Source organism: Streptomyces sp. SP18CS02, from assembly GCF_036322365.1.
GTDB lineage: Bacteria > Actinomycetota > Actinomycetes > Streptomycetales > Streptomycetaceae > Streptomyces.
Genome location: NZ_JAQYXC010000303.1, coordinates 525,026 through 546,569, shown reverse-complemented (window position 1 = coordinate 546,569; position 21,544 = coordinate 525,026). Strand labels below are relative to the sequence as shown.

Below are 21,544 nucleotides of genomic sequence, written 5' to 3'. Positions count from 1 at the left end.
GCGGGGGCCGGCGCGTTCCGCACGCCCCCCCGGGGCCGGGCGGAGCGGCCCGGAAAGACCCGCGGGCCGCGGCGCCAGGACGGGACCCTCAACCCGTCCGGCACCGCAGCCCGGAGTTGCCCGGCCGGCGGTGTGCGGTTCCGCGGCCGTGTGAGAGGTGCGGCGCAGTCAGGGCAGAGAGCGCCGGTACCTCGGTCCACCCTCCTGTGCGGGGAGGGCGGAGGCTTTACGCATTGATTGTGGACTAGACCATTCTGGTCTGTCCATCCGTGCGACGAGCCTACTTGCGGGCCCCATCCTCCACCACGGACCGCCGGCGCGCCAGGTCCAGGACCACCGGTACGCTCGCACATGTGCCCTCCATGAACGACCTCGTACGCCAGCACACCGCTCTGAGTGAGTCCGACCTCGAGTGGCTGCACCTGCTGGTCTCGGAGTGGCAGCTGCTCTCCGACCTCTCCTTCGCCGATCTCGTGCTGTGGGTCCCCACGCTCGACGGCACCCGCTATGTCTCGGTTGCCCAGATGCGCCCCAATACCGGGCCGACCTCCTACCAGGACGACATGGTGGGCCATCTCGTCCCGCGCGGCCGCCGTCCGCTGCTCGACGCGGCGCTCGACGAGGGCCGGATCGTGCGCGAGGGCGACCCGGAGTGGCGCGAGGAGGTCCCGGTACGGGTCGAGTCCATTCCCGTGCGCCGTGAGGGCCGCGTCCTCGGCGTCATCGCCCGCAACACCAACCTGCTCACCGTCCGCACCCCCAGCCGGCTGGAGCTCACCTACCTCCAGTCCGCGTCCGACCTCGCCCAGATGATCGCCGCGGGCACCTTCCCCTTCCCGGGGCAGCAGGTCGACATGGACGCCTCGCCGCGCGCCGGTGACGGACTGATCAGGCTCGACGCGGACGGCATCGTCCAGTACGCGTCCCCCAACGCCCTCTCCGCGTACCACCGTCTCGGTCTCGCCGCCGACCTGGTCGGTCAGCCGCTCGGTCAGATCACCGCCGAACTCGCACCCTCCCGGGGCCCGGTGGACGAGGCGCTGGCCAAGCTGGCCAGCGGCTACGCCCCGCGCGAGGCCGAGGTCGAGGGCAACGGCGGTGTCATCCAGCTGCGGGCCATCCCGCTCAAGCCCAAGGGCACCCGGATCGGTTCGCTGGTACTGCTCCGTGATGTCACCGAACTCCGGCGCCGCGAGCGGGAGTTGATTACCAAGGACGCCACCATCCGGGAGATCCACCACCGGGTGAAGAACAACCTCCAGACGGTCGCCGCCCTGCTGCGGCTCCAGGCCCGGCGGATGGACGGCGCCACCTCGGGGGGCCGGAGTGCCCGCGAGGCGCTCAACGAGGCGGTCCGCCGGGTCGGCTCGATCGCCATCGTGCACGAGACGCTCTCGCAGAACCTGGACGAGCGGGTGGAGTTCGACGAGATCGCCGACCGGGTGATCTCCATGGTCGCGGAGATCTCCCCCGGCAAGGTCACCTGCCGCCGCACCGGCCGCTTCGGCATCCTCGACGCCGAGGTCGCCACGCCGCTCTCCATGGTCCTGACCGAGATCCTGCAGAACGCGCTGGAACACGCGTTCGCGCAGGGTGAGCTGGGCGCCGTGGAGGTGTCGGTCGTCCGCGGCGAGTCGCGCGGCGCCGACGCCCGGCTGCTGATCACCATTCAGGACGACGGCCGGGGACTGCCCGAGGGGTTCGACCCGCAGCGCGCCGGAAATCTGGGCCTGCAGATCGTACGGACCCTGGTGGAAGGGGAGTTGGGCGGCACGTTCGACATGCAGCCGGCTCCCGGCCGGGGCACCCGGGTGGTCCTCGACGTCCCCGTGCAACCGCAGAAGTAGGGCCGCCCCGGTCCCCGGAGCGCCCTGCGGGGGTGGCGGACCCTCGGTCCGGCCGCTGCGGCACTCCCGAAAGCGCCCGGACACAGCAGCGAGCCCCGGACCGTGGAGACGGTCCGGGGCTCGAACGCTTTTGGGTTACTGCTGCGCGCTGCGGCTCGGGAGGCGGGTCATTGCGTACACGGTGTACGCGCCGCCAGGCTCAGGCTCGTAGCGGTGGCACTCGCTCAGGCGCTGGCGTTGCGCGCCCGGTTGCGGGCGGCGCGGCGCTTCATCGCGCGGCGCTCGTCCTCGCTGAGGCCACCCCAGACGCCGGAGTCCTGGCCGGACTCGAGCGCCCACTGCAGGCACTGCTCCATGACGGGGCAGCGTCGGCAGACAGCCTTGGCTTCCTCGATCTGCAGCAGCGCAGGACCGGTGTTGCCGATGGGGAAGAACAGCTCGGGGTCTTCCTCACGACAAACGGCGTTGTGACGCCAGTCCATGGCTGCTACCTCTCCTTGGTGTTGCATGCAAGTTGCTTGTGAATGTGAACGCTTTCACGAATCCCTCAACAAGTGAAGGGCCGACTGCCAGACAAGCTGGTGTGGTCCTTGAATGAGGAGGGGTTCTGGCTCTCATGGATGCCGGTTCTGCGGGCCGTCCCGATCGCCATGTAGAGATTCGCAAACCTCGGCGGCGGATACAACCCCTTCCGGAAAGTTTTTTTTGATTCCTCGGTGTCGGCTAGGTCACAGCCGTACTTCTATGGGGTGGACCCACGCCCATACGTTCGAGATAAAGGACTAACGGCCCTTCCACTCACACAATCACACGCAGTGCACGGCGAACGCCTGTGAACGTCACGCTGGTGCGCAGACCCAGGTGGTCTCCGTCCATCTGGAACGGGAGCGGCACCTTCGAATGCAAGGTGAAGTCCGTCAGATCGTGGAGGGACAGCGCGTGCTTGCCGCGCGGACCGCGCTCGGGGCTGGAAGTGAGCAGCTGGGTCGCGTAACGCGCCACCGCCGAGGTCGACAGCCGGCTCAGCGCGAGCATGTCGAGCGCGGTGTCGAAGGACGCCTCCGGTGACGCGTACACCGGACGATTGCCCAGGTAGGTCCAGGGGGCGGTGTTGCAGATTATCGACAGCAGGAGATCGTCGACCGGATCGGCCCCGGGACGCTCCAACGTGATCGTGCCGTGGCGGCGACGCGGCTCGTCCAGGAACTGGCGCACCACCTGACGCAGATAGAGCGCGTGGGTGGATCTCTTGCCCCGCTCCCGGTGCTGTTCGACCCGGCCGATCACGCCCGCGTCGAAACCGAAGCCGGCGCAGAAGGTGAACCAGCGCGCCGGGACCGACTCGTCCTCGCTGCCGGGCGTACCGGCCGCCAGGCCGAGACCGACCGTACGTTCACGGTGCTCGCGCAGGGCGTCCAGGATCGCGCCGGTCGCCTCCACGGCGTCGTTCGGCAGGCCGAGGGCCCGGGCGAACACATTGGTGGAACCGCCGGGGACGACCGCGAGGCGGGGCAGCCGCTCGGGGTCGGGACCGCCGTGGAGCAGACCGTTGACCACCTCGTTGACGGTGCCGTCGCCGCCGAGGGCGACGACCAGCTCGATGTCGTCCGATTCCGCGGCCCGCCGACCGAGATCACGGGCGTGGCCCCGGTACTCGGTCGTCACCGCCTCCAGCTTCATCTCGCTGGCCAGCGCGTGGATCAGGACATCGCGGGTGCGGGCACTGGTGGTGGTGGCTGCCGGGTTGACCACGAGGAGTGCGCGCATGGCGCCAGGTTACCTACCGCGCGGTACCCGGCCCAGAGGGCCCCGCGCCCCGTCCGGTCCGTGGACGGGCACCGGCCGCTACCCTGCAAGGGTGAGCAGTACTGAGCAGAAGATCGTCGAGATTTCCGTCACCGCCCCGCGTCCCGCCCGTCTGACGGCTGCCGCGGCCCTGTCGGGACTGGAGGCCCTCGCCCTGTTCGCCGGCGGCGGCTATGTGCTCGTGACCACCCTGACCGGCCGGCCCGACGGCCTCACGCAGGCGGTGACCGGCGGTGTGACGCTGCTCGCTCTCGGGCTGATCCCGCTGTTCGCCGCGCGGGGCCTGCTGCTGTCCCGCCGATGGAGCCGGGGCCCCGCGATCATCACCCACCTGATGGCCCTGCCGGTGGCCTGGACCCTGCTCCAGGCGACGAGCGTGGCGATCCCGGCCGGCATCGTCCTGGCGATCGTCGCGGTCATGGGGCTGGTGCTGCTGGTGAACCCGGCGACCACGGAGGCCCTGGGCATCCGGGGTCGCGCGGGCGGGGCGTAACGCCTACTCCTCCACCAGGAGCTTCTCGCGCAGCTGCGCGAGCGTGCGGGCCAGCAGACGCGAGACGTGCATCTGCGAGATGCCCACCTCCTGCGCGATCTGCGACTGGGTCATGTTGCCGAAGAACCGCAGCAGCAGGATCCGCTTCTCCCTCGGCGGCAGGTCCTCCAGCAGCGGCTTGAGCGACTCCCGGTACTCGACGCCCTCCAGCGCCTCGTCCTCCGCGCCCAGCGTGTCCGCGACCGCGGGGGACTCGTCGTCCGTGTCGGGGACGTCCAGGGAGAGCGTCGAGTACGCGTTGGCGGACTCCAGCCCCTCCAGGACCTCCTCCTCCGAGATCCCGAGCCGCTCCGCCAGCTCGTGCACGGTCGGTGAGCGGCCGTGCAGCTGGGAGAGCTCCGCCGTGGCGGTGGTGAGCGACAGGCGCAGCTCCTGGAGCCGGCGCGGGACGCGCACCGCCCAGCCCTTGTCCCGGAAGTGCCGCTTGATCTCGCCGACCACCGTGGGCGTGGCGTACGTCGAGAACTCGACACCGCGCTCCGGGTCGAACCGGTCCACCGACTTGATCAGACCGATCGTGGCGACCTGGGTCAGGTCGTCCAGGGGCTCGCCGCGGTTGCGGAAGCGGCGGGCCAGGTGCTCGACGAGCGGCAGGTGCATCCGTACCAGCTGGTTGCGGAGCTCCGCCCGCTCGGGCGAACCGTCCGGCAGCTCGCGCAGCTCGATGAACATCGCCCGCGCGCCGCTGCGGTCATGTGGGTCGTGGTGATGGGCCTGCTGCTTCTCGTGCTGATCCTGCTCGCTCATCTGGGCCGCCCGCTCTGCCTGCGCCTGCTCCGGCGCGTCCAAAAGGCCGTCCACCGGGTGCGGCCGCGCCTGCTGCTCCGGGATGCCCGCCGCCGCGCTCACAACCCGTGGGCCGCGCTCCTCGTCACGCACCGGACCGTCCCCGTCCCTCACGCCGGCCCGGGTCCCGCGCCGCGCTGTTTGTACAGGCTGATGGAGACCGTCCGGTCGTCGGCGACGGAGGACTCGACCTTCCCGGCCAGTGCCGACAGCACCGTCCAGGCGAAGGTGTCGCGCTCCGGGGCGCGGCCGTCGGTCGTGGGCGCCGACACCGTGACGTCCAGGGAGTCGTCGACCAGGCGGAACACACAGCTGAGGACGGAGCCGGGTACGGCCTGCTGCAACAGGATCGCGCACGCCTCGTCGACGGCGATGCGAAGGTCCTCGATCTCGTCGAGGGTGAAGTCCAAACGCGCCGCCAGGCCGGCCGTGGCCGTACGCAGCACGGACAGGTAGGCACCCGCAGCGGGCAGCCGGACTTCCACGAAGTCCTGGGTCCCGGGCTCGCCTGCGATCTGGGACACCCTCACCTCCAAGGTGGCACAAGCTCATTCGGGGCCCGGGGAGGGAATTCCCCCTCCGGGCCGTGCGGTACGCGGGTGTGCGTAGTCCGCGGTGACGCTATCGCGATCCATGGTGCCGTGTCGCAGGGCCCCCTGGTCCGGTGGCTGTCACTCATGGTAAGCACATGAGTACGCACAGTGGCTAGAGGTCTGAGGCGGCCAATCGCGAGAATCCGGCGGAGGGTTGACGTACCCAGCCGTCAGACGATCGAACCGTCCACGAAGCACCAACGCCAGCTCTCACCCGCCTCGAAGGTCCGCAGCACCGGGTGACCGGTGTCCTTGAAGTGCTTCGTGGCGTGCTGTCCGGCGGAGGAGTCGCAGCAGCCGACGTGGCCGCACGCCAGACACAGCCGCAGTTGTACGGGGTGCGTCCCGGCCACCAGGCACTCCGGGCAGGTGTCGGTCAGCGGCCCGGGCTCGGGGCGCGGCAGTTCGGCAACATGCGGACACTCGCTCATGATGGCCAGGTTACGACGGCCGTCGCCCGAAGACCGCCGGCGGACGGAGCGGAGGGACGATGGACGCACTGGAACTGGTGGGGCTGGTCGCGGCGAGCGCCGCGATCGCGGGGGCGGCCCAGCGGACGCCGGTGCCGGCGCCGCTGCTGCTGGTGGCGGCCGGACTGTTCGGCTCGTACCTGCCGGGGGTGCCGGACTACACGCTCGACCCGCACGTCGTGCTCCCGCTGGTCCTGCCGCCGCTGCTGTACACGGCCGCCGTCGACTCCTCGTACCTGGACCTGCGGGCCAACCTCCGGCCGGTCGCCCTGCTCTCCGTCGGCTACGTCCTCTTCGCGACCCTCGCCGTGGGCTGGCTCGCCTATCTGCTGGTGCCCGACCTGCCGCTGACCGCCGCGCTGGTGCTGGGCGCGGTGGTGGCGCCGCCGGACGCGGTGGCGGCCACGGCCATCGCCCGGCGGATCGGGCTGCCCGGGCGGATCACCACGATCCTCCAGGGCGAGTCCCTGGTGAACGACGCGACCGCGATCACCGCCTACAAGGTGGCGCTGGCCGCCGCGGTCGGCGAGGGCATCGGCTGGGCCGGGGGGATCGGCGAGTTCGCCGTCGCCGCGCTCGGCGGCATCGCCGCCGGACTGCTGCTGGCGGTGCCGATCCACTGGCTCCGCCTGCGGCTGGGCGAGCCCCTGCTCCGCAACACCCTCTCCCTGCTGATCCCCTTCGTCGCCTACGCGGCGGCCGAACGGTTCCACGCCTCCGGTGTGCTCGCGGTCGTGGTCGTCGGCCTCTACCTGGGACACCGCGCCTGGCAGGTGGATTTCGCCACCCGCCTCCAGGAGGAGGCCGTGTGGAAGATGGTCGCCTTCGTCCTGGAGTCGGCGGTCTTCGCCCTGATCGGGCTCCAGCTGCCCTACGTGGTGGGCGGTCTCGGCCGGTACGGCGTGGGGGAGGCCGCCTGGTACGCGCTGGGCGTCTTCGTCGCGGTCGTGGTGGTGCGGTTCCTCTGGGTGTATCCGGCCACCTACCTGCCGCGGCTCTCGCCGCGCGTCAGGCAGCGGGAGGGCGACCTGGACCGGTCGGCGCCGCTGATCGTCAGCTGGGCGGGGATGCGCGGGGTCGTCTCGATCGCCATCGCCTTCTCCATCCCGGTGGCCACCGACGGCGAGCCGTTCCCGGCCCGCAACCTCGTCCTCTTCCTGACCTTCACCACGGTGATCGCCACCCTGGTGGTGCACGGCCTCACCCTCCCGCCGCTGATCCGGTTGCTGAAGCTGCCGGGACGCGACGTCCGGGCCGAGACGCTCGCCGAGGCCCAGGCGCAGTCCCAGGCGTCCCTCGCCGCCGAGCGGCGGCTGGACGAGCTGCTGGCGGACGAGCGCAACGCGCTCCCGCAGCCGCTCGCCGACCGGCTGCGCACGGTCGTGGAGCGGCGGCGCAACGCCGTCTGGGAGCGGCTGGGCGCCGTCAACGAGATCACCGGCGAATCCGCGGACGACACCTACCGGCGGCTGGCGCGCGCGGTCATCGCGGAGGAGCGCGACGTGTTCGTACGGCTGCGCGACGAGCGCCGCATCGACGACGAGATGCTGCGCACCCTGCTGCGCAGGCTGGACCTGGAGGAGGCGGCCGCCTACCGGGAGGGTGGGTCCGGCTGACCGGTGATCACCGCGGCGAGGACGGTCCCGGGCGGGAAGGCGCCCTCCTCGGTGAGGGCGAGCAGGCCGTACAGCATTTTGGCGACATAGATGCGCTCGATGGCGAGTTCATGCCGCTGCTCGAATAGATCGGTGAAGTCCTCCAGCTCCGGCGTCGTCCGGGCGTAGCCGCCGAAGGTGAAGCGCTCGTCGAGGCTCCAGTCGCCCGCCGGCCCGCCGAAGGCGCGCTCCTGCAGGGCGCGCACCTCGGCGCCGATGAACCCGCCCTTCAGCACGGGGAAGCCCAGCGCCCGCTGTCCGGGCCCGAGCCCCGCCGCCAGGCCGGCGAGCGTGCCGCCGGTTCCGCACGCCACCGCGACCACGTCCGCCCGGCCCCGCAGCTCCTGCCCCAGCGCGGCGCAGCCCCGGGCGGCGAGGGCGTTGCTGCCGCCCTCCGGCACGACGAAGCTGCCCTCGGGCGCGTCGCGCAGGAGGGCGTCCAGCACCCGGGGGTCCCCCTTCGAGCGGTACGTCGTCCGGTCCACGAACAGCAGCCGCATCCCGTCCGCCGCGCACCGCGCCAGCGACGGGTTCAGCGGCCGGCCGGCCAGCTCGTCGCCGCGTACGACCCCGGTGGTCCCGAAGCCCAGCAGACGGCCCGCCGCGGCGGTGGCGCGCAGATGGTTGGAGTACGCGCCCCCGAAGGTCAGGATCGGCCGGCCGGCCGCGGCGGCCAGGTTCGGGCCGAGTTTGCGCCACTTGTTGCCGGGCAGGTCGGGATGGATCAGGTCGTCGCGTTTGAGCAGCAACTCGACCCCGTGCCGGGTGAAGCGCTCGTCGTCGACCGGCTCCAGGGGGGAGGGGAGCTGCGGTCCGAGGGAGGACAGGTCGAGCGCGTTCACCCGGCCATTGTCACCGCAGGCGCTTCTCGACCCGCGCGCGCATCGACGTCATGGAGAAGCCGCGGGGGTCGACCTTGCCCGGCTGCCACTCCAGGTGGCCGATGACCGACCGGGACGTCCAGCCGTGATGGCGGCAGATCGCCGCCGCGGCCCTCTCGATGGCCTCCAGCTGGGCCTCCGGCCAGGGGTCCTCGCCGTCGCCGAGGTTCTCGCACTCGAAACCGTAGAAGTACCGGTTGCCGTCCGTGTTCGACTCGTTGTCCTTGGGCAGGCCCTTCTCCGCGATCACGGCTCGCAGGACCTCGTCGTCGCCGGCCCCGGCGTGGTTGGCGCGGCCGTGGCCGACCAGATGGACCGTGCCGTCCTTGGCGATCATGCCGTGGCAGAGCGGCCCCGGCAGGGACTCGCGGCCGTCCCGGACGAGCCGGACGGTGCGCTCGGTGCCCGAGGTCGCGGTGTGGTGGATCATCACTCCGTGGACCGGGCCCCAGGGGCCCTTGTGATTGCGGTTGTGGGTGCGCCAGTCGCCGACCTCGACGACGGTCAGACCCTCGTCGCGCAGGGCGTCGATGAAACTGCTCGCGGACATGGGTGGGGCCATGGCCGCCTCCTTCTGGGTTGGGCGGGTGCGCCGGCGGTGGTGCCTGGAGGGCGAGCCGAAGGGCTCGTACGGCGCTTGTACCGGAGCGTGCGTCGCGGCGGCCATCGGCCCCGGAGCCGGGCGACTCGATCAGGACAACCTCGTGACACTGCTCCGCGCGGGTGGAAACCCTGTGACATGCCCCGAGGATCCTCGTTCAGTCCCACTCATTTGTGTAATGGCACCACTACGCCACGTGCTGAAAGGCTTCTCCGGCAGGCAGTCCTTGATCGAGAGGTACGTACATGTCGGTTGGTTCGGTTGGCGACGAGGTCCGCTCCGAGCAGGCGCGGCCGCAGCAGAGTCTTGGCACCGATGCCGCGCGGAACCTGGCGACCACCACCAAGTCGGCTCCGCAGATGCAGGAGATCACCTCACGGTGGCTGCTGCGGATGCTGCCGTGGGTGCAGGTGCAGGGCGGCACCTACCGGGTGAACCGGCGGCTGAGCTACGCGGTCGGGGACGGGCGGGTGACGTTCGTGCAGACCGGCGACCGGGTCGCGGTCATCCCCGCGGAGCTGGGAGAGCTGCCCGCCCTGCGCGGGTTCGCCGACGAGGCGGCCCTGGCGGAGCTGGCGCAGCGGTGCACCCAGCGGGAGTTCGCGGCGGGCCAGATCATCGCCACGGCCGGCGAGGAGACCGACCGGGTCTACCTGCTGGCACACGGCAGGGTCGAGCAGATCGGCACCGGCCCCTACGGTGACGAAGCGGTCCTCGGCGTCCTCGCCGACGGGGCGTACTTCGGTGAGGCGTCCCTGCTGGACCCGGACGCCAGGTGGAAGAGCACGGTGCGCGCGGCGACCGCGTGCACCGTGCTGCAGTTGACCCGGGCCGACGTGACCAACCTGGCGGAGCGGGCCGAGTCCCTCGCCGGGCACCTGGCGGGGGTGGCGGCGCTGCCGAGCCGGCGCACCAACCGGTACGGCGAGGCGGCCATCGACCTGTCCGCCGGCCATGTCGGGGAGGCCGTCGTCCCGCACACCTTCGTCGACTACGACGCCGCGCCGCGCGAGTACGAGCTGAGCGTCGCCCAGACCGTGCTGAAGGTCCACACCCGGGTCGCCGACCTCTACAACCAGCCGATGAACCAGACCGAGCAGCAGTTGCGGCTCACGGTCGAGGCGCTGCGCGAGCGCCAGGAGCACGAGCTGATCAACAACCGGGAGTTCGGCCTCCTCGCCAACTGCGACTACGGCCAGCGGCTCCAGCCGCACGACGGTGTGCCCGGCCCGGACGACATGGACGAACTGCTCTCCCGCCGCCGCGGCTCGAAGATGTTCCTGGCCCACCCCCGCGCCATCGCCGCCTTCGGGCGCGAGTGCAACCGGCGCGGACTGGTCCCGCAGAGCGTCGAGATCGGCGGCAACCAGATCCCCGCCTGGCGCGGAGTGCCGATCTTCCCGTCCAACAAGATCCCGATCACCGGGGCCCGCACCACCTCGATCATCTGCATGCGTACCGGCGAACAGGAGCAGGGTGTCATCGGCCTGCACCAGACCGGCCTCCCGGACGAGATCGAGCCGAGCCTCTCCGTCCGCTTCATGGGCATCGACGAGCAGGCCCTCATCTCCTACCTGGTCACGGCCTACTACTCGGCGGCGGTCCTCGTGCCGGACGCCCTCGGCGTGCTGGAGAACGTCGAGATCAGCCGCTGGCAGTGACACCCGGTGACGGGCCGGGGGCACCCCGCGCGGGGCGCCCCGGCCGTCCCCTTTCCGCGCAGAGGAAGTGACCGTGACCATGACCAGCACGGACGCAGTGACGGAGGGTCAGGGAGCGGCGGCGCTCCTCGACCGGACCCGCGGCGTCGTGGACCCCCGGCTGCGCTCCACCGTCGAGTCGTTGCCCGGCGCCATACGGCGGGTGGCGATGTACCACTTCGGCTGGGAGCAGGCCGACGGCACGCCGGCCACCGGACAGGCCGGTAAGGCGATCCGGCCCGCCCTCGTCCTCGCCGCCGTGCGGGCCCTGGGCGGCGACCCGGCCCTCGCCGTGGGGGCGGCCGCCGCCGTGGAGCTCGCCCACAACTTCACCCTGCTCCACGACGACATCGTCGACGAGGACGCCACCCGCCGGAACAGGCCCACCGCGTGGACCGTCTTCGGCATGCCGGACGCCCTCGTCACCGGCGACGCCATGCTCGCCCTCGCCCTGCGGCTGCTCGCCGAGGACGGGCACCCGGCCTCCGGCGCCGCGTCGGCCCGGCTGGCGACCTGTGTCATCGAGCTCTGTGCGGGCCAGCAGGCGGACTGCGCCTTCGAGGGGCGCGGTCCGCACGAGGTGTCGCTCGACGAGTGCCTCGCCATGGCGACCGCCAAGACCGGGGCGCTGCTGGGCTGCGCCTGCGCCCTGGGCGCGCTGTACGCGGGGGCGGGGGAGGCGGAGGTCGCGGCGATGGACGCGTTCGGCAGGGAGGCGGGCCTGGCGTTCCAGCTGATCGACGACCTGATCGGGATCTGGGGCGACCCGGAGCGGACGGGCAAGCCCGCCGGGGCCGACCTGGCCGCCCACAAGAAGTCGCTGCCGGTGGTCGCCGCGCTCGGGTCGGGCACGGCGGCCGGCGCCGAGCTGGCGGAGCTGTACGCACGGCCGGCCCTGGACGCGGAGGACATCCGGCGCGCGGCGGACGCCGTGGAGCGGGCGGGCGGACGCGACTGGGCGCAGGTCCAGGCGGCCGACCGGATGTCGCGCGCGGTGCACCAGCTCTCGCGTGCGGTGCCGGACCTTGCGGCGGCGGGCGATCTGCTGGCGCTGGCGGAGTTCGTCACCCGGCGTACCCGCTGATCCGCCGAGCCGCGCCGTAGGAAGCGGGCCGGGCCCGTCCGGTGGACCTCGCGGTCACCGGGCGGGCCCTTCCGTGCCCCCGGGGCCGGCGGGCCGGGCGGGCCCTTCCGCCATGCCCCCGGGGGCCGCGGGGACGATCCTTTCGACGACGGTCCGCACCACCGCGTCGAGATCGGCGCCGGGCAGCAGCCCGGGCAGGGTGAAGTGCTCCAGCAGCACCCCCGTCATCGCGAGGTAGAGCACGAGCACGGTGTCGGCGTCCCCGGGCAGCCCGGCGTCGAGGTGGAAGCGGGTGTTCTGTTCCAGGTCCTCGCGCATCACCCGGTGCAGCTCGGCCTGGAGCGCGGGGCGCCGGGTGCCCTCCAGGCGCAGCTCCTGCATCGCCAGGTACCCGGTGCGTTCCTCGGCCATCCGCCGTACCAGCCACTGCATGAGCTCGGTGACCAGTTCCCGGCTGGGCTCGGGCCGCATCGCCGTGTCCACCTGTGCGGGGTCGGGGATCATGCGGGCCTGGATGCGCGAGCCGGCCTGGGTGAACAGATCGTCCCGGCTGGCGAAGTAGTTGGAGGCGGTGCCTGGCGGGACCCCGGCCTCGGCGTCCACCGCCCGGAAGGTCAGCCCCCGCGCCCCTTCCCGCGCCAGTACGTCGATGGCGGCGTCGAGCAACGCCGTCCTGCGCTCCGGATTCCTCGCCATGACTGCCTCCCGGCCGTTCGGAAAGTGGCTCTTGCGTAACCACTACAGATGGAGCACTATAGCCGTCGTGGTTGCGGCCGGGATGCGTCGCGGCCACCCCCCTAGACCCCAAGAAAAAGGACAGATTTGCGCAAGCTCACGTACTTCGTCGCCTGCTCCATCGACGGCTTCATCGGTGACCCCGACGGAGACGCCTCCTCGATGTACAAGTTCGTCACCGAGGAGTTCCTGGAATTCCTGAAGGCCGAGTACCCGGAGACCGTCTCGGCCGAGGGCCGCCGGCACCTCGGTTTCGAGGGCCTGGCCAACCGGCGCTTCGACACCGTGATCCAGGGCCGCGGCAGCTACCAGATCGGCCTCGACGCCGGCCTCCCCAGCCCCTACGGCCACCTGCGCGAGCTGGTGGCGTCCCGCTCCATCGGGACGTCGCCGCACCCCAACGTCGAGATCGTCCACGACGACGTGGCCGGACGGGTCCGCGAGCTCAAGGCGGAGGACGGCGCCCTCGGCATCTGGCTCTGCGGCGGCTCGGGGATCGCCGGCGAGCTCATCGAGGAGATCGACGAGCTGGTGATCAAGACGTATCCGGAGGTCTACGGCTCCGGGATGCCGATGTTCGGTTCGGGCTTCGCCCTCACCGAGTTCACCCTGGACGCGGTGCGCGTCTTCGACAACGGCGTGATCGTCCGGTGGTACAGCAGGAAGAGGTGACCGCGCCGGGTGCCGGCCCGCGCAAACCGCCCTACCCTGGAGGCATGGGCAGCGAAGGCAGCGAAGGCACTGAGAAGCGCCGGACCGTCCGCCGCCCGCAGGCGGGCCGCGAGCCCGTGTGCCCCGCCTGTGGACAGCCCGTCGGTACGGCCATCCAGCGACACAAGGTCCTCGGCGCGTGGGTTCCGGTATGGCGCCCCCGTCCCTGCGCCAACCCCGCTTGCGCGCTCCACGCCGACGAGGCGCGGGACCGGGCGCGGGACGGTACGCGGGACGAGCCGGGCAAGAGCACCAAGACCGGTTGAAGTCCGGCCCGGGGGGTGACCGGCCGCACGGCGGAGCCGGTCATACCGCTACAGTCCGCGCCATGTCATCGGAGTCGACGGAAGTCTGGACCGGCTGGTACCGGGACCGCCGGGGTGCGGAAGCGATCGTCATCACGGCGGACGGGCGGCGCATCGCCACCCGCATCAGGGGCGTGGAGTACACGGGGGGCGCCGGTTTCGCCGCGCTGCGCGCGGCCGAGGAGAGCGGTGGCCTGCCGCTGGCGGGCTGCGTGCTGGAGTGGGACCTCCCGCTGCCGGTCGTCGTGGACGGCACGCCCCAACAAGCGGGCCTCAGTTGCCTGTTGGCGCTGGGCGAAGCGCTGTCCGACGGCTCACCCGAGCGGGTGGACCTGCAACTCACCCTGCACTGCGGGGGAGCGGCGTACGAGTCCGGTCTCGCCGGCGGCGACTTCGACCAGGCCCTCGACCGCATCCTGCGCCAGCTGCCGCCCGGCGCGAGCTTCGGCCGCAGGCTCCTGGAGGCCGCCTGACCCGACCCGGCCGCCTGAGGGCGGAGTGCGGGTGTGACCAGGACGGGCGAGGGCGCCCCGCTCGACGGCGGGGCGCCCGTTTCCGTACCGGCTCGCGCTCGGAGGGGCCGGTACGGCCGCGCTGGTGGGTCTCCGGTGCTCCGGAGGCCCGGTGGCGGGGCGCTCGGGAGACCCGGTCTGCCGGTGGTCCGGTCAGGAGACCTTGGCCACGGCGGCGGCGAGGCCGTTCTGCCACAGGGTGTTGACCCGTGCGCGCTCCTGGGCGTTGGGGGTGGCGTTCTGGCAGGAGGTGCCGGGGCCGCCGCCGGACATCAGCTCGCTGCACGGACCGGAGTAGTGGTCCGGAAGGCCGAGGACGTGACCCGTCTCATGGGCGGTGACGCGGGTCGAGTTGTACTGCTGGTTCTGCCGGTAGTCGAGGAAGATGTAGCCGCGGCCGTGCCCGTCGGTGCTGGCGTACGAACCGCGCGAGTCGTTGCCCTCGTAGTACTGGAAGTCGGGGCTGCTGCCCTCCTGCAGCTTCACGTTGCTGACCGAGCTGTTCCAGATCTGGGTGGAGCGGGCTATCTGGGTGCGGAAGCTCGGGGCGTTCGACGCCGAGTAGACGACGGTGACGGCCAGGGCGCCGGGGTTGGCGGCCCGCTTCTCGGCGACCGACTCCATGACGGCCTCGAAGAAGGCCTTGTTGGCCTTGGCCTCCTGCGAGGATCCGGCGTAGGCGGCGTAGCCGGCGGCGGCCTGGACCGACGCCGGGGCGGGTGCCGGGGCTGCCGCGGCGGTGGTGGCGGGTACGGCGGCGAGAGCGGCGGTGAGGCTGAGCGCGGCGGCCAGTACGGCCCTGCGGTGTCTCATGGGGGGCTCCTACTCGTCCTGAACGGTTGGGTAGACACGTTCGGTTGACGAGAGTGTCGAGGAGCCGACGCCCGTACGGATGATGTCAACCGCTGATAGGACGAGAGCATCATCGTTCCCAACTGCCTTTCTGTGTCTGGTGTGGCGCAAGGTGCGGCCCTACGCTCGGCACATGGAGCTGGAGGTGAGGCATCTGCGGGCGCTCTGCGCCATCGCCGATACGGGCAGCCTGCACAAGGCCGCACGCGAACTGGGCATGACCCAGCCGTCGTTGACGACCCAGCTCCAGCGCATCGAGCACGCGCTGGGCGCCGAGCTCTTCACCCGGGAGCGCACCGGATGCCGGCCCACCCCGCTGGGCCGCGCCGTACTGAGCCGTGCCCGCCCCCTGGTGGCCCAGATGGCCGTGCTCATCACCGAGACCAGGGCCGCCGCCGCGCGTGCGGACGGGGCCCGGCTGCGCATCGGCTCGACCGCCAGCCGGGCGCTGGCGGGATGGCTGCGCCGGCTGCGGCAGCGACTGCCGGGCACGGACATCTCCCTGCACATGGACGTCTCGGCCAACGCCCTGCTGCGGGCCCTCGCCACGGCGCAGCTCGACGTCGCCTTCGTGCACGAGGTGGAGGGCTTCCCGCTGCGGGTGCCGGAGGGGCTGGAGCGGCGCGTCCTGGTCGAACGGGAGCCCCAGTTCATCTCCATGTCGCGGGACCACCCGGCGGCCGCCGCGCCCGTCGTGGAGCTCGCGGACCTGGCCGCCGACCGCTGGATGGTCGACCCGACGGTGGACGGGGAGTGGGACGGCCTGCGCCGGGTGCTGGGGGCGGCCGGCATCGACCCGCCGCTGCTGCACGGCGACTACCACACGGCCGCCTCGCTGATCGTGGCCGGCGAGGTGGTGGCCCCCTGCCAGCCGACCTCGGGGCCGCGCGACGACATGGCGATCCGCCCGTTACGGGACGACCCGCTCGCCGTTCAGCTGCTCCTGTACCACCGTCCGGGGACGGACGTCGAGGCCGTCTTCACCGAACTGGCGGCGGCCTACCGGGAGGCGGCGCTGCGCACCTCGGCGTACCGGCACTGGCTGCTGCGGAACGGGAGCCCGCTGCTCTGCGCGGCGTGAGGGCGCGGGGCGGCGCCGTGCGCCGCCACCGGGGCGGGCCGGTGGCCCCGGTCGGACGCGCGCCCTGTGCCGGGGCGGGCGGACGGTTCCCGGGCGGGTGGCGCCTGTGCCCGGGGCCGGCGGGCGGTCCCCGGGCGGGGGCGGCGGGCCGTGACCGTACCGGCCGGGTCGGGGCCAGGCGTCCGTACGCGGGCAGCGCGACGTGCCGGCCGGTAGCGCTCCCGGCCGGCACGGGGGCCGGTTTCCAAGGGGACTCTGGCTAGGACTCGGTCACCGGCTGCTTGGGGGCGGTCTCGGCCGCCGCGGGCTCGCGGCTGGTTCCCGTGCCGGTCCCGCCGCGCCGTGCGGCGATCGCCGCGACGACGGTCAGGAGGGCCGAGACCCCGGCGACGACGATGATGACCCAGACGCCGCTGTGGTACCCGGACAGGGTGATCGCCTCCTCGTCGGTGGAGCCGCCGGTCGCCATCTGCGCGGTGACCACCGCCAGGACGACCGCCGCGCCGACCTGGTAACCGGTCTGGAGGATGCCGGCCGCCAGGCCCTGCTCCGACTCCGCGACACCCGACGTCGCCTGGACGTTGGCCGCCGTGAAGGCGAACGGGAAGCCCGCGCCGATGAGGATCATGCTCGGCAGGACCACCGCCCAGTACGAGGAGGTGTCACCGACGCGCAGGAAGAGGAAGAACGCGATGGTGTAGGCGAGCATGCCACCGAAGATCATCCAGGGGATGCCGATGCGTCCGAGGAGCTTGCCCGCCCGGGGCGCGAAGAACATGATCAGCAGGCCGATGGGCAGGAAGGCGAGCGCCATCTCCAGCGGCGACCAGCCCCGGTAGGTCTGCAGGTACAGACCGCCGATGAACTGGTAGCTCATATAGGTGCCGAGGATCGCCGCGGCGATCAGGCTCGCCCCCACCAGCCCCTTGTTGCGCAGCAGGCCCAGGCGGAGCAGCGGTTCGGCCGAGCGGCTCTCGATCACGGCGAACGCGGCCAGCAGGAGCACCGCGACGGCCGCGCCGCCCAGGGTCCGGCCCGAGAGCCAGCCCGCCGTGGGCGCCTCGACGATCACGTACACGAGCAGCAGCATGGCCGCGGTGACCGTGACGGCACCCGCCACGTCGTAGCTGCGCTTCCCGGTGCCGCGCGCGGGGTCGCGGGGGATCAGGAGCACGCCGCCGACGAGGGCCGCGATCGCCACCGGCACGGGAAGCATGAAGGTCCAGCGCCAGCTCAGCTCGGTGAGCAGACCGCCGACGATGACACCCGTGGAGTACCCGAAGGCTCCGCAGGCCGTGTAGATGCCCAGGGCGCGGTTGCGCTGGGGGCCCTCCGGGAACGCGGAGATGATGATGGACAGGGCGGACGGGGCGGTCATCGCGGCGCCCAGGCCCATCACGAAGCGGGAGACGATCACCAGGAAGCCGTCGGTCGAGACGCCTCCGAGCAGGGATCCGGCCGCCAGGATGGCCAGTCCGGCCAGGAACACCCGGCGCCTGCCGAGCAGGTCGGACATCCGGCCGCCCAGCAGCAGGAACCCGCCGAAGCCCAGTACGTACGCGCTCACGACCCACTGGGCGGAGGCGGTGGTCATGCCCAGATCGGCCTTGATCTGCGGTACCGCGATGCCCACCATGATGTTGTCGAGGGCGTCCAGGGAGAAGGCGCCGCAGACCACGACGAGCATGGCCCACGCCTTGAAGCCCCACGACGGGGTGGCGTCCTCCGTCCCCACCTTGGTCGACGTGCCGTCCCCCGGGACGTCGTCTGCGATAGCCATGAACTCTGCTCCTAGTCTTCGCTGGCCGTAGCCCTGCCGCTGATGAGGCTGATATGTCGGGGAGTCGTCGAGTCGTAGAGTCGTGGCATGAACGGCTTCTCCCCGCGACGGCCGGGGCCCGCCCTCTTCCGGCTGTTCGGCGTGCCGGGCCCGGTCCGCCGGGCCCGGCACGCTCCCCGGGGTAAGGGGAGGGCGGGACGCCGGGCGGCCGAGCCGGATCCACTTCCGTCGCGCGCGCACTCGCGAAAGCGAATCCGGGGTCGTCCGGGTCGCTGTCCAGGCTGTCGGGTGTCTGCTGTGTCCACGGGCATACGGGTCCTCGCAGGGGGCGGATCCGACCACTGGATCCCACCCCTGGATTTCCGTGTCGAGCATTACATAAATTAGTAGGTCCCGCCACCCATGGCAAGGAGAACGATGAGCCCGCGAGGACGACCCCGTACCTTCGATCGCGGCAAGGCGCTGCACGCCGCCATGGTCGTGTTCTGGGAGCGCGGCTTCGAAGCCGCCTCGATGTCCGACCTGACCCAGGCGATGGGTATCAACTCACCAAGCCTCTATGCGGCGTTCAAGAGCAAGGAGGACCTCTTCCGGGAGGCGATCGAGCTCTACGAGAACACCGAGGCCCAAGGCGCGCGCCGGGCCCTCGCCGAGGAGCCCACCGCGCGTGACGCGATCGAGGCGCTGCTCCGCGAGAGCGTCCTCAGCTTCACGGCCGAGGGCAAGCCGAGCGGCTGCATGATCGTGCTGGCCGCCACCAACTGCACGTCGGACCATGAGACGATCCGGGACTTCGCTCTGCGCTGCCGCAAACGGACCGAGGTCGCGATCCAGGCGCGTCTGGACCGGGGAGTGGCCGAGGGCGACCTCCGGCCGGGTACCGACACCCGTCGGGTCACGACCTTCTACGGCACCCTCCTGAACGGGCTGTCGGTACAGGCCCGCGACGGGTCCACCCGGGACCAGCTCCACGCCGTGGTGGACATGGCGATGGCCGCCTGGGACGCCCCGCAGCCGGTGGGATGAGGACGGCTTCCGCCCCGCGTACGCGACGGGCCGGCGCGGCGCCGGGCGGTGCGTGGGACGCACCGCCCGGCCCCGTCCGGCCCGCTGATGTCCGTCCCGCCGGCATCCGGCCGGCCGGGCCGCCCCCGTCCGCCGGCCCGGCCGGCGTTCACCGGCCCCTGTTCACCGCCACCCCGGTGACCGGCCGTCACCGGCCACCGGGGCGGGTGGCCCGGAGGCGAGGGCTCAGGACCCGGCCTTGATGCCCTTGATCCAGGAGGCGGTGTTCTCCGGGGTGCGCATCGCCTCCCACATCGCCCACGGGTCGTTGAAGTTGTCGACGAACGCGTCCCCGACCCGGTTGTCCTCGGTGGCCGCCATCATGACCTCCAGCAGATGCGGCTGGGGCGGCCCGACGTTCATGTTCGACCAGGCCACGACCGGACCGGCGACCTTCCACAGCTCGCTCTCCACCCGGCGGCAGAACGCCTCGTCGAACTGTTCCCCGCCCGCGATGAGTTCGGCCATGTCGAAGGCGTTGCGCGAGCCGAGGTTCGCGCCCTGGCCGGCCAGCGGGTCGTTGACGATCCAGGCGTCGCCGAGTGCCAGCGCGTAGCGTCCGCCGGACAGCTCCGCCCAGCCCTTGCGGACCGTCGGGGTGATGCCGCCCTGGAGCAGGTCGAGCGGGCGGGTCAGTCCGAACTCGCTTTCGTCGATCCGCTCCCGCAGGGGCGGGGCGTAGTCGGCCAGCAGCTTGAGCAGGGTGCGCTCGAATCCGGCCGGGTCCTCGTTGTAGTGCAGATAGGTCATCTGCTCCAGCGGGCCGCCCGGGATCGCCTCGATCACCATCCCGTGCACCGGGCCGTCGAAGGACAGCAGCCGGGTGGAGAAGATCTCACCCGCCTCGGGCACCAGCTGGAAGTGGATCCACGGCGGGTCGCTGGGCGCGATGCCCCGGAAGAGCCCGGCCGCCAGCAGCCGCTGCGGTTCGCTGTACGGCGATCGCGCGGCGTCGCGCGGGAAGAGCTCGCCGAAGGCGCGCCGGCCGGTCGCGACGACCACGAGGTCATGGCGGCGGGCCAGCCGGTCGATCACCGACACCTCGGGGGCGATCAGCTCCATGGAGCCGCCGCGGTCGAGGTAGTCGGAGATCAGGCGCGGCAGGTAGATGCGGAAGTCGACGCCCTGGCCCGGCTGCTGGAGCCGGCCGAAGAAGCCGACCGCCGGGTCGATGTCGGCGGCGATGTTCACGCCGTGCGTGTCGAGCCCGGGCTCTTCCCAGTGGGCGACTCCGAGCGAACGCTCCCGCTCCCTGGTGCGGCCAAAGCGGACCACCAGGTTGGACGGGCGTCCGGCAGCCAGCTCCTCGACGCTCCGCTCGGCATAGAGCGTGGTGGACACGCCGAGTTGCTGCAATCGCAGTGCTAAGTGCAGGCCCGATATCCCGGCACCCACAATGGCGATGTTCGGCATTGCGCTCCTTGGGTAGTCAAGGCGTTGCGGTGACGGGACCGCAACGGAAACCGGTTCGCGGTGCTACGCGAACCGCGGGATGACGTGCTCGGCGAAGCGTTCGAGGGAACGCCGTGCCTTTTCGATCGGAAGGCCGGGGGCCCGGCCGAAGAAGATCACCCGGTCCACGTCGCCGAGTGCCTTGACGCGCTCCTGGATTCCCTCGGCGATGACATCCGGGGGACCGACGAGGAACAATTCCCGGGGAAGATCGTCGGCAGAGGGGATCGGCGGGTTGCCGAACCACTCCATGAACGTGCTGAGCAGATAGTGGTAATGCTCCTTCACCTCCGCCCAGCCTTTTTCCGCGTCGTCGCAGACATAGATTCCCGGCGTCACGATCGCCGTCACCTCGAATGCCGCGGGGTCATGGCCGTTGGCGGCCAGTGTCGAACGGTAGAGGTCGATGATCTCCGGGGGCGTGCCCAGGTCCGGAAGGAAATGGCAGCCGTACCGGCCGGCCCGGATCGCCGCGGCCCTGCTTCCGCCGCCGACCCACAGCGGAAGGTCGGACTGGTGCGGCCGCGGGGTGACCGTCACCTCGTCGAAGGAGAAATGGCGCCCCTCGTGCGTGAACGGCTCACCGGTCCACGCCTTGCGCAGGATCTCGACCGTCTCGTCGGTGCGGGCGCCCCGCTCGGTGCGAGGGATTCCCAACGCCCGGAACTCCTGCTCGCGGTAGCCCGGCGCGATGCCGAGCTCCAGCCGCCCCGCGGTGAGCAGGTCGGTGACCGCGGCGTCCTCGGCGAGGCGCAGCGGGTGCTGGAGCGAGGCCAGCACCATGGCCGTACCCAGGCGGATCCGCTCCGTACGGGCGGCTATCGCGGCGAGCGGAGGGAAGACCGAGGGAAGGTAGCCGTCGGCTGTCAGATGGTGCTCGGACATCCACACCGACTCGAAACCGGCCGTCTCGGCCAGCGTGGCGAGCGACAGGGATTCCTCGTAGACCTCGGGCCACGGCTGCTTCCAGCGCGGCGGGTTGCGGAATTCCAGCCAGATACCGAACTTCACCCGATCCTCCTCGACATGGGAATCTCTTTCCGCCGTCGCCCGGACGGGCCCGGGCGAACGGTGT

Annotated in this window: 22 protein-coding genes; 10 read left to right on the top strand and 12 right to left on the bottom strand. The window is 71.7% G+C overall.

Annotated features, from left to right (window positions below; translation table 11 throughout):
- Positions 1-362 precede the first annotated feature (362 nt).
- Complete coding sequence (locus tag PUR26_RS33345; RefSeq protein ID WP_329878593.1) at positions 363-1,847, top strand: histidine kinase N-terminal domain-containing protein; 1,485 nt, start codon at positions 363-365, stop codon at positions 1,845-1,847.
- A gap of 224 nt (positions 1,848-2,071) precedes the next feature.
- On the opposite strand, the gene PUR26_RS33340 is transcribed toward PUR26_RS33345, so the two are convergent.
- Both PUR26_RS33340 and PUR26_RS33335 read right to left on the bottom strand, forming a co-directional pair.
- A complete protein-coding gene (locus PUR26_RS33340) occupies positions 2,072-2,329 on the bottom strand; it encodes a WhiB family transcriptional regulator (RefSeq protein ID WP_003953983.1) in 258 nt (85 codons plus the stop codon).
- A gap of 316 nt (positions 2,330-2,645) precedes the next feature.
- The gene (locus tag PUR26_RS33335; protein WP_329878411.1) at positions 2,646-3,614 is read right to left on the bottom strand and encodes a diacylglycerol/lipid kinase family protein; all 969 of its coding nucleotides are present in this window, start codon (positions 3,612-3,614) and stop codon (positions 2,646-2,648) included.
- A 91-nt stretch (positions 3,615-3,705) separates the two neighbouring features.
- Between PUR26_RS33335 and PUR26_RS33330 the strand changes: the two genes are divergently transcribed.
- The gene (locus tag PUR26_RS33330) at positions 3,706-4,146 is read left to right on the top strand and encodes a hypothetical protein (RefSeq protein WP_329878409.1); all 441 of its coding nucleotides are present in this window, start codon (positions 3,706-3,708) and stop codon (positions 4,144-4,146) included.
- 3 nt (positions 4,147-4,149) lie between these two features.
- On the opposite strand, the gene PUR26_RS33325 is transcribed toward PUR26_RS33330, so the two are convergent.
- The 3 genes from PUR26_RS33325 to PUR26_RS33315 all read right to left on the bottom strand — a co-directional run bounded on the left by PUR26_RS33325 (position 4,150) and on the right by PUR26_RS33315 (position 6,016).
- The gene (locus PUR26_RS33325; RefSeq protein ID WP_329878407.1) at positions 4,150-5,085 is read right to left on the bottom strand and encodes an RNA polymerase sigma factor SigF; all 936 of its coding nucleotides are present in this window, start codon (positions 5,083-5,085) and stop codon (positions 4,150-4,152) included.
- A 17-nt stretch (positions 5,086-5,102) separates the two neighbouring features.
- Positions 5,103-5,516, bottom strand: a complete 414-nt coding sequence (locus PUR26_RS33320) for an anti-sigma regulatory factor (RefSeq protein WP_019889334.1) — start codon at positions 5,514-5,516, stop codon at positions 5,103-5,105.
- Positions 5,517-5,755: 239 nt separating this feature from the next.
- Positions 5,756-6,016 (bottom strand): UBP-type zinc finger domain-containing protein, encoded by a 261-nt coding sequence (locus PUR26_RS33315; RefSeq protein ID WP_329878401.1) that lies wholly within the window; start codon positions 6,014-6,016, stop codon positions 5,756-5,758.
- Positions 6,017-6,075: 59 nt separating this feature from the next.
- Between PUR26_RS33315 and PUR26_RS33310 the strand changes: the two genes are divergently transcribed.
- Entirely contained in the window at positions 6,076-7,671 is a 1,596-nt protein-coding gene (locus PUR26_RS33310; protein ID WP_329878399.1) for a Na+/H+ antiporter, read from the top strand.
- Here the strand turns inward: PUR26_RS33310 and PUR26_RS33305 are convergent.
- Positions 7,647-8,552 carry a 1-aminocyclopropane-1-carboxylate deaminase/D-cysteine desulfhydrase gene (locus PUR26_RS33305; protein ID WP_329878397.1) on the bottom strand — a complete coding sequence of 302 codons (906 nt, stop codon included), beginning with the start codon at positions 8,550-8,552 and terminating at the stop codon, positions 7,647-7,649. The two genes, PUR26_RS33310 and PUR26_RS33305, sit on opposite strands and share 25 nt — an antisense overlap.
- A gap of 10 nt (positions 8,553-8,562) precedes the next feature.
- On the bottom strand, positions 8,563-9,153 hold the full coding sequence (locus PUR26_RS33300) for an N-acetylmuramoyl-L-alanine amidase (protein ID WP_329878395.1): 591 nt from the start codon (positions 9,151-9,153) through the stop codon (positions 8,563-8,565).
- A 284-nt stretch (positions 9,154-9,437) separates the two neighbouring features.
- On the opposite strand from PUR26_RS33300, the gene PUR26_RS33295 reads away from it, so the two are divergent.
- Positions 9,438-10,853, top strand: coding sequence for a family 2B encapsulin nanocompartment shell protein (locus PUR26_RS33295; RefSeq protein ID WP_329878393.1), 1,416 nt, complete (start codon positions 9,438-9,440; stop codon positions 10,851-10,853).
- 79 nt (positions 10,854-10,932) lie between these two features.
- Positions 10,933-11,976, top strand: a complete 1,044-nt coding sequence (locus PUR26_RS33290) for a family 2 encapsulin nanocompartment cargo protein polyprenyl transferase (RefSeq protein ID WP_329878591.1) — start codon at positions 10,933-10,935, stop codon at positions 11,974-11,976.
- 54 nt (positions 11,977-12,030) lie between these two features.
- Here the strand turns inward: PUR26_RS33290 and PUR26_RS33285 are convergent, their stop codons facing one another.
- Complete coding sequence (locus PUR26_RS33285) at positions 12,031-12,672, bottom strand: TetR/AcrR family transcriptional regulator (protein WP_329878391.1); 642 nt, start codon at positions 12,670-12,672, stop codon at positions 12,031-12,033.
- 126 nt (positions 12,673-12,798) lie between these two features.
- On the opposite strand from PUR26_RS33285, the gene PUR26_RS33280 reads away from it, so the two are divergent.
- The 3 genes from PUR26_RS33280 (at position 12,799) to PUR26_RS33270 (ending at position 14,200) form a co-directional block, all read left to right on the top strand.
- Positions 12,799-13,383, top strand: coding sequence for a dihydrofolate reductase family protein (locus PUR26_RS33280; protein ID WP_329878389.1), 585 nt, complete (start codon positions 12,799-12,801; stop codon positions 13,381-13,383).
- A gap of 44 nt (positions 13,384-13,427) precedes the next feature.
- A complete protein-coding gene (locus PUR26_RS33275) occupies positions 13,428-13,688 on the top strand; it encodes a hypothetical protein (RefSeq protein WP_329878387.1) in 261 nt (86 codons plus the stop codon).
- A 62-nt stretch (positions 13,689-13,750) separates the two neighbouring features.
- Positions 13,751-14,200 (top strand): DUF6304 family protein, encoded by a 450-nt coding sequence (locus PUR26_RS33270; protein ID WP_329878385.1) that lies wholly within the window; start codon positions 13,751-13,753, stop codon positions 14,198-14,200.
- Positions 14,201-14,392: 192 nt separating this feature from the next.
- On the opposite strand, the gene snpA is transcribed toward PUR26_RS33270, so the two are convergent.
- On the bottom strand, positions 14,393-15,052 hold the full coding sequence (snpA, locus tag PUR26_RS33265; protein ID WP_329878384.1) for a snapalysin: 660 nt from the start codon (positions 15,050-15,052) through the stop codon (positions 14,393-14,395).
- 172 nt (positions 15,053-15,224) lie between these two features.
- Here snpA and PUR26_RS33260 point away from each other — a divergent pair, with 172 nt between their 5' ends.
- Positions 15,225-16,172 carry a LysR family transcriptional regulator gene (locus PUR26_RS33260; RefSeq protein WP_329878382.1) on the top strand — a complete coding sequence of 316 codons (948 nt, stop codon included), beginning with the start codon at positions 15,225-15,227 and terminating at the stop codon, positions 16,170-16,172.
- Between the two features lie 259 nt (positions 16,173-16,431).
- Here PUR26_RS33260 and PUR26_RS33255 read toward each other — a convergent pair whose 3' ends face one another.
- Complete coding sequence (locus PUR26_RS33255) at positions 16,432-17,952, bottom strand: MFS transporter (protein WP_329878380.1); 1,521 nt, start codon at positions 17,950-17,952, stop codon at positions 16,432-16,434.
- A 417-nt stretch (positions 17,953-18,369) separates the two neighbouring features.
- Here PUR26_RS33255 and PUR26_RS33250 point away from each other — a divergent pair, with 417 nt between their 5' ends.
- Positions 18,370-18,978, top strand: coding sequence for a TetR/AcrR family transcriptional regulator (locus tag PUR26_RS33250; RefSeq protein ID WP_329878378.1), 609 nt, complete (start codon positions 18,370-18,372; stop codon positions 18,976-18,978).
- Positions 18,979-19,203: 225 nt separating this feature from the next.
- On the opposite strand, the gene PUR26_RS33245 is transcribed toward PUR26_RS33250, so the two are convergent.
- Both PUR26_RS33245 and PUR26_RS33240 read right to left on the bottom strand, forming a co-directional pair.
- Positions 19,204-20,430 carry a styrene monooxygenase/indole monooxygenase family protein gene (locus tag PUR26_RS33245; RefSeq protein WP_329878376.1) on the bottom strand — a complete coding sequence of 409 codons (1,227 nt, stop codon included), beginning with the start codon at positions 20,428-20,430 and terminating at the stop codon, positions 19,204-19,206.
- Positions 20,431-20,493: 63 nt separating this feature from the next.
- Entirely contained in the window at positions 20,494-21,480 is a 987-nt protein-coding gene (locus PUR26_RS33240) for an LLM class flavin-dependent oxidoreductase (RefSeq protein WP_329878374.1), read from the bottom strand.
- Positions 21,481-21,544 lie beyond the last annotated feature (64 nt).

Bases quoted from the DNA above. Each gene is read 5' to 3' on its own strand.
- PUR26_RS33345 (WP_329878593.1), top strand. From the start codon at position 363: ATGAACGACCTCGTACGCCAGCACACCGCTCTGAGTGAGTCCGACCTC.
- PUR26_RS33340 (WP_003953983.1), bottom strand. From the start codon at position 2,329: ATGGACTGGCGTCACAACGCCGTTTGTCGTGAGGAAGACCCCGAGCTG.
- PUR26_RS33335 (WP_329878411.1), bottom strand. From the start codon at position 3,614: ATGCGCGCACTCCTCGTGGTCAACCCGGCAGCCACCACCACCAGTGCC.
- PUR26_RS33315 (WP_329878401.1), bottom strand. From the start codon at position 6,016: ATGAGCGAGTGTCCGCATGTTGCCGAACTGCCGCGCCCCGAGCCCGGG.
- PUR26_RS33310 (WP_329878399.1), top strand. From the start codon at position 6,076: ATGGACGCACTGGAACTGGTGGGGCTGGTCGCGGCGAGCGCCGCGATC.
- PUR26_RS33300 (WP_329878395.1), bottom strand. From the start codon at position 9,153: ATGGCCCCACCCATGTCCGCGAGCAGTTTCATCGACGCCCTGCGCGAC.
- PUR26_RS33295 (WP_329878393.1), top strand. From the start codon at position 9,438: ATGTCGGTTGGTTCGGTTGGCGACGAGGTCCGCTCCGAGCAGGCGCGG.
- PUR26_RS33290 (WP_329878591.1), top strand. From the start codon at position 10,933: ATGACCAGCACGGACGCAGTGACGGAGGGTCAGGGAGCGGCGGCGCTC.
- PUR26_RS33285 (WP_329878391.1), bottom strand. From the start codon at position 12,672: ATGGCGAGGAATCCGGAGCGCAGGACGGCGTTGCTCGACGCCGCCATC.
- PUR26_RS33275 (WP_329878387.1), top strand. From the start codon at position 13,428: ATGGGCAGCGAAGGCAGCGAAGGCACTGAGAAGCGCCGGACCGTCCGC.
- PUR26_RS33270 (WP_329878385.1), top strand. From the start codon at position 13,751: ATGTCATCGGAGTCGACGGAAGTCTGGACCGGCTGGTACCGGGACCGC.
- snpA (WP_329878384.1), bottom strand. From the start codon at position 15,052: ATGAGACACCGCAGGGCCGTACTGGCCGCCGCGCTCAGCCTCACCGCC.
- PUR26_RS33260 (WP_329878382.1), top strand. From the start codon at position 15,225: ATGGAGCTGGAGGTGAGGCATCTGCGGGCGCTCTGCGCCATCGCCGAT.
- PUR26_RS33255 (WP_329878380.1), bottom strand. From the start codon at position 17,952: ATGGCTATCGCAGACGACGTCCCGGGGGACGGCACGTCGACCAAGGTG.
- PUR26_RS33250 (WP_329878378.1), top strand. From the start codon at position 18,370: ATGAGCCCGCGAGGACGACCCCGTACCTTCGATCGCGGCAAGGCGCTG.
- PUR26_RS33245 (WP_329878376.1), bottom strand. From the start codon at position 20,430: ATGCCGAACATCGCCATTGTGGGTGCCGGGATATCGGGCCTGCACTTA.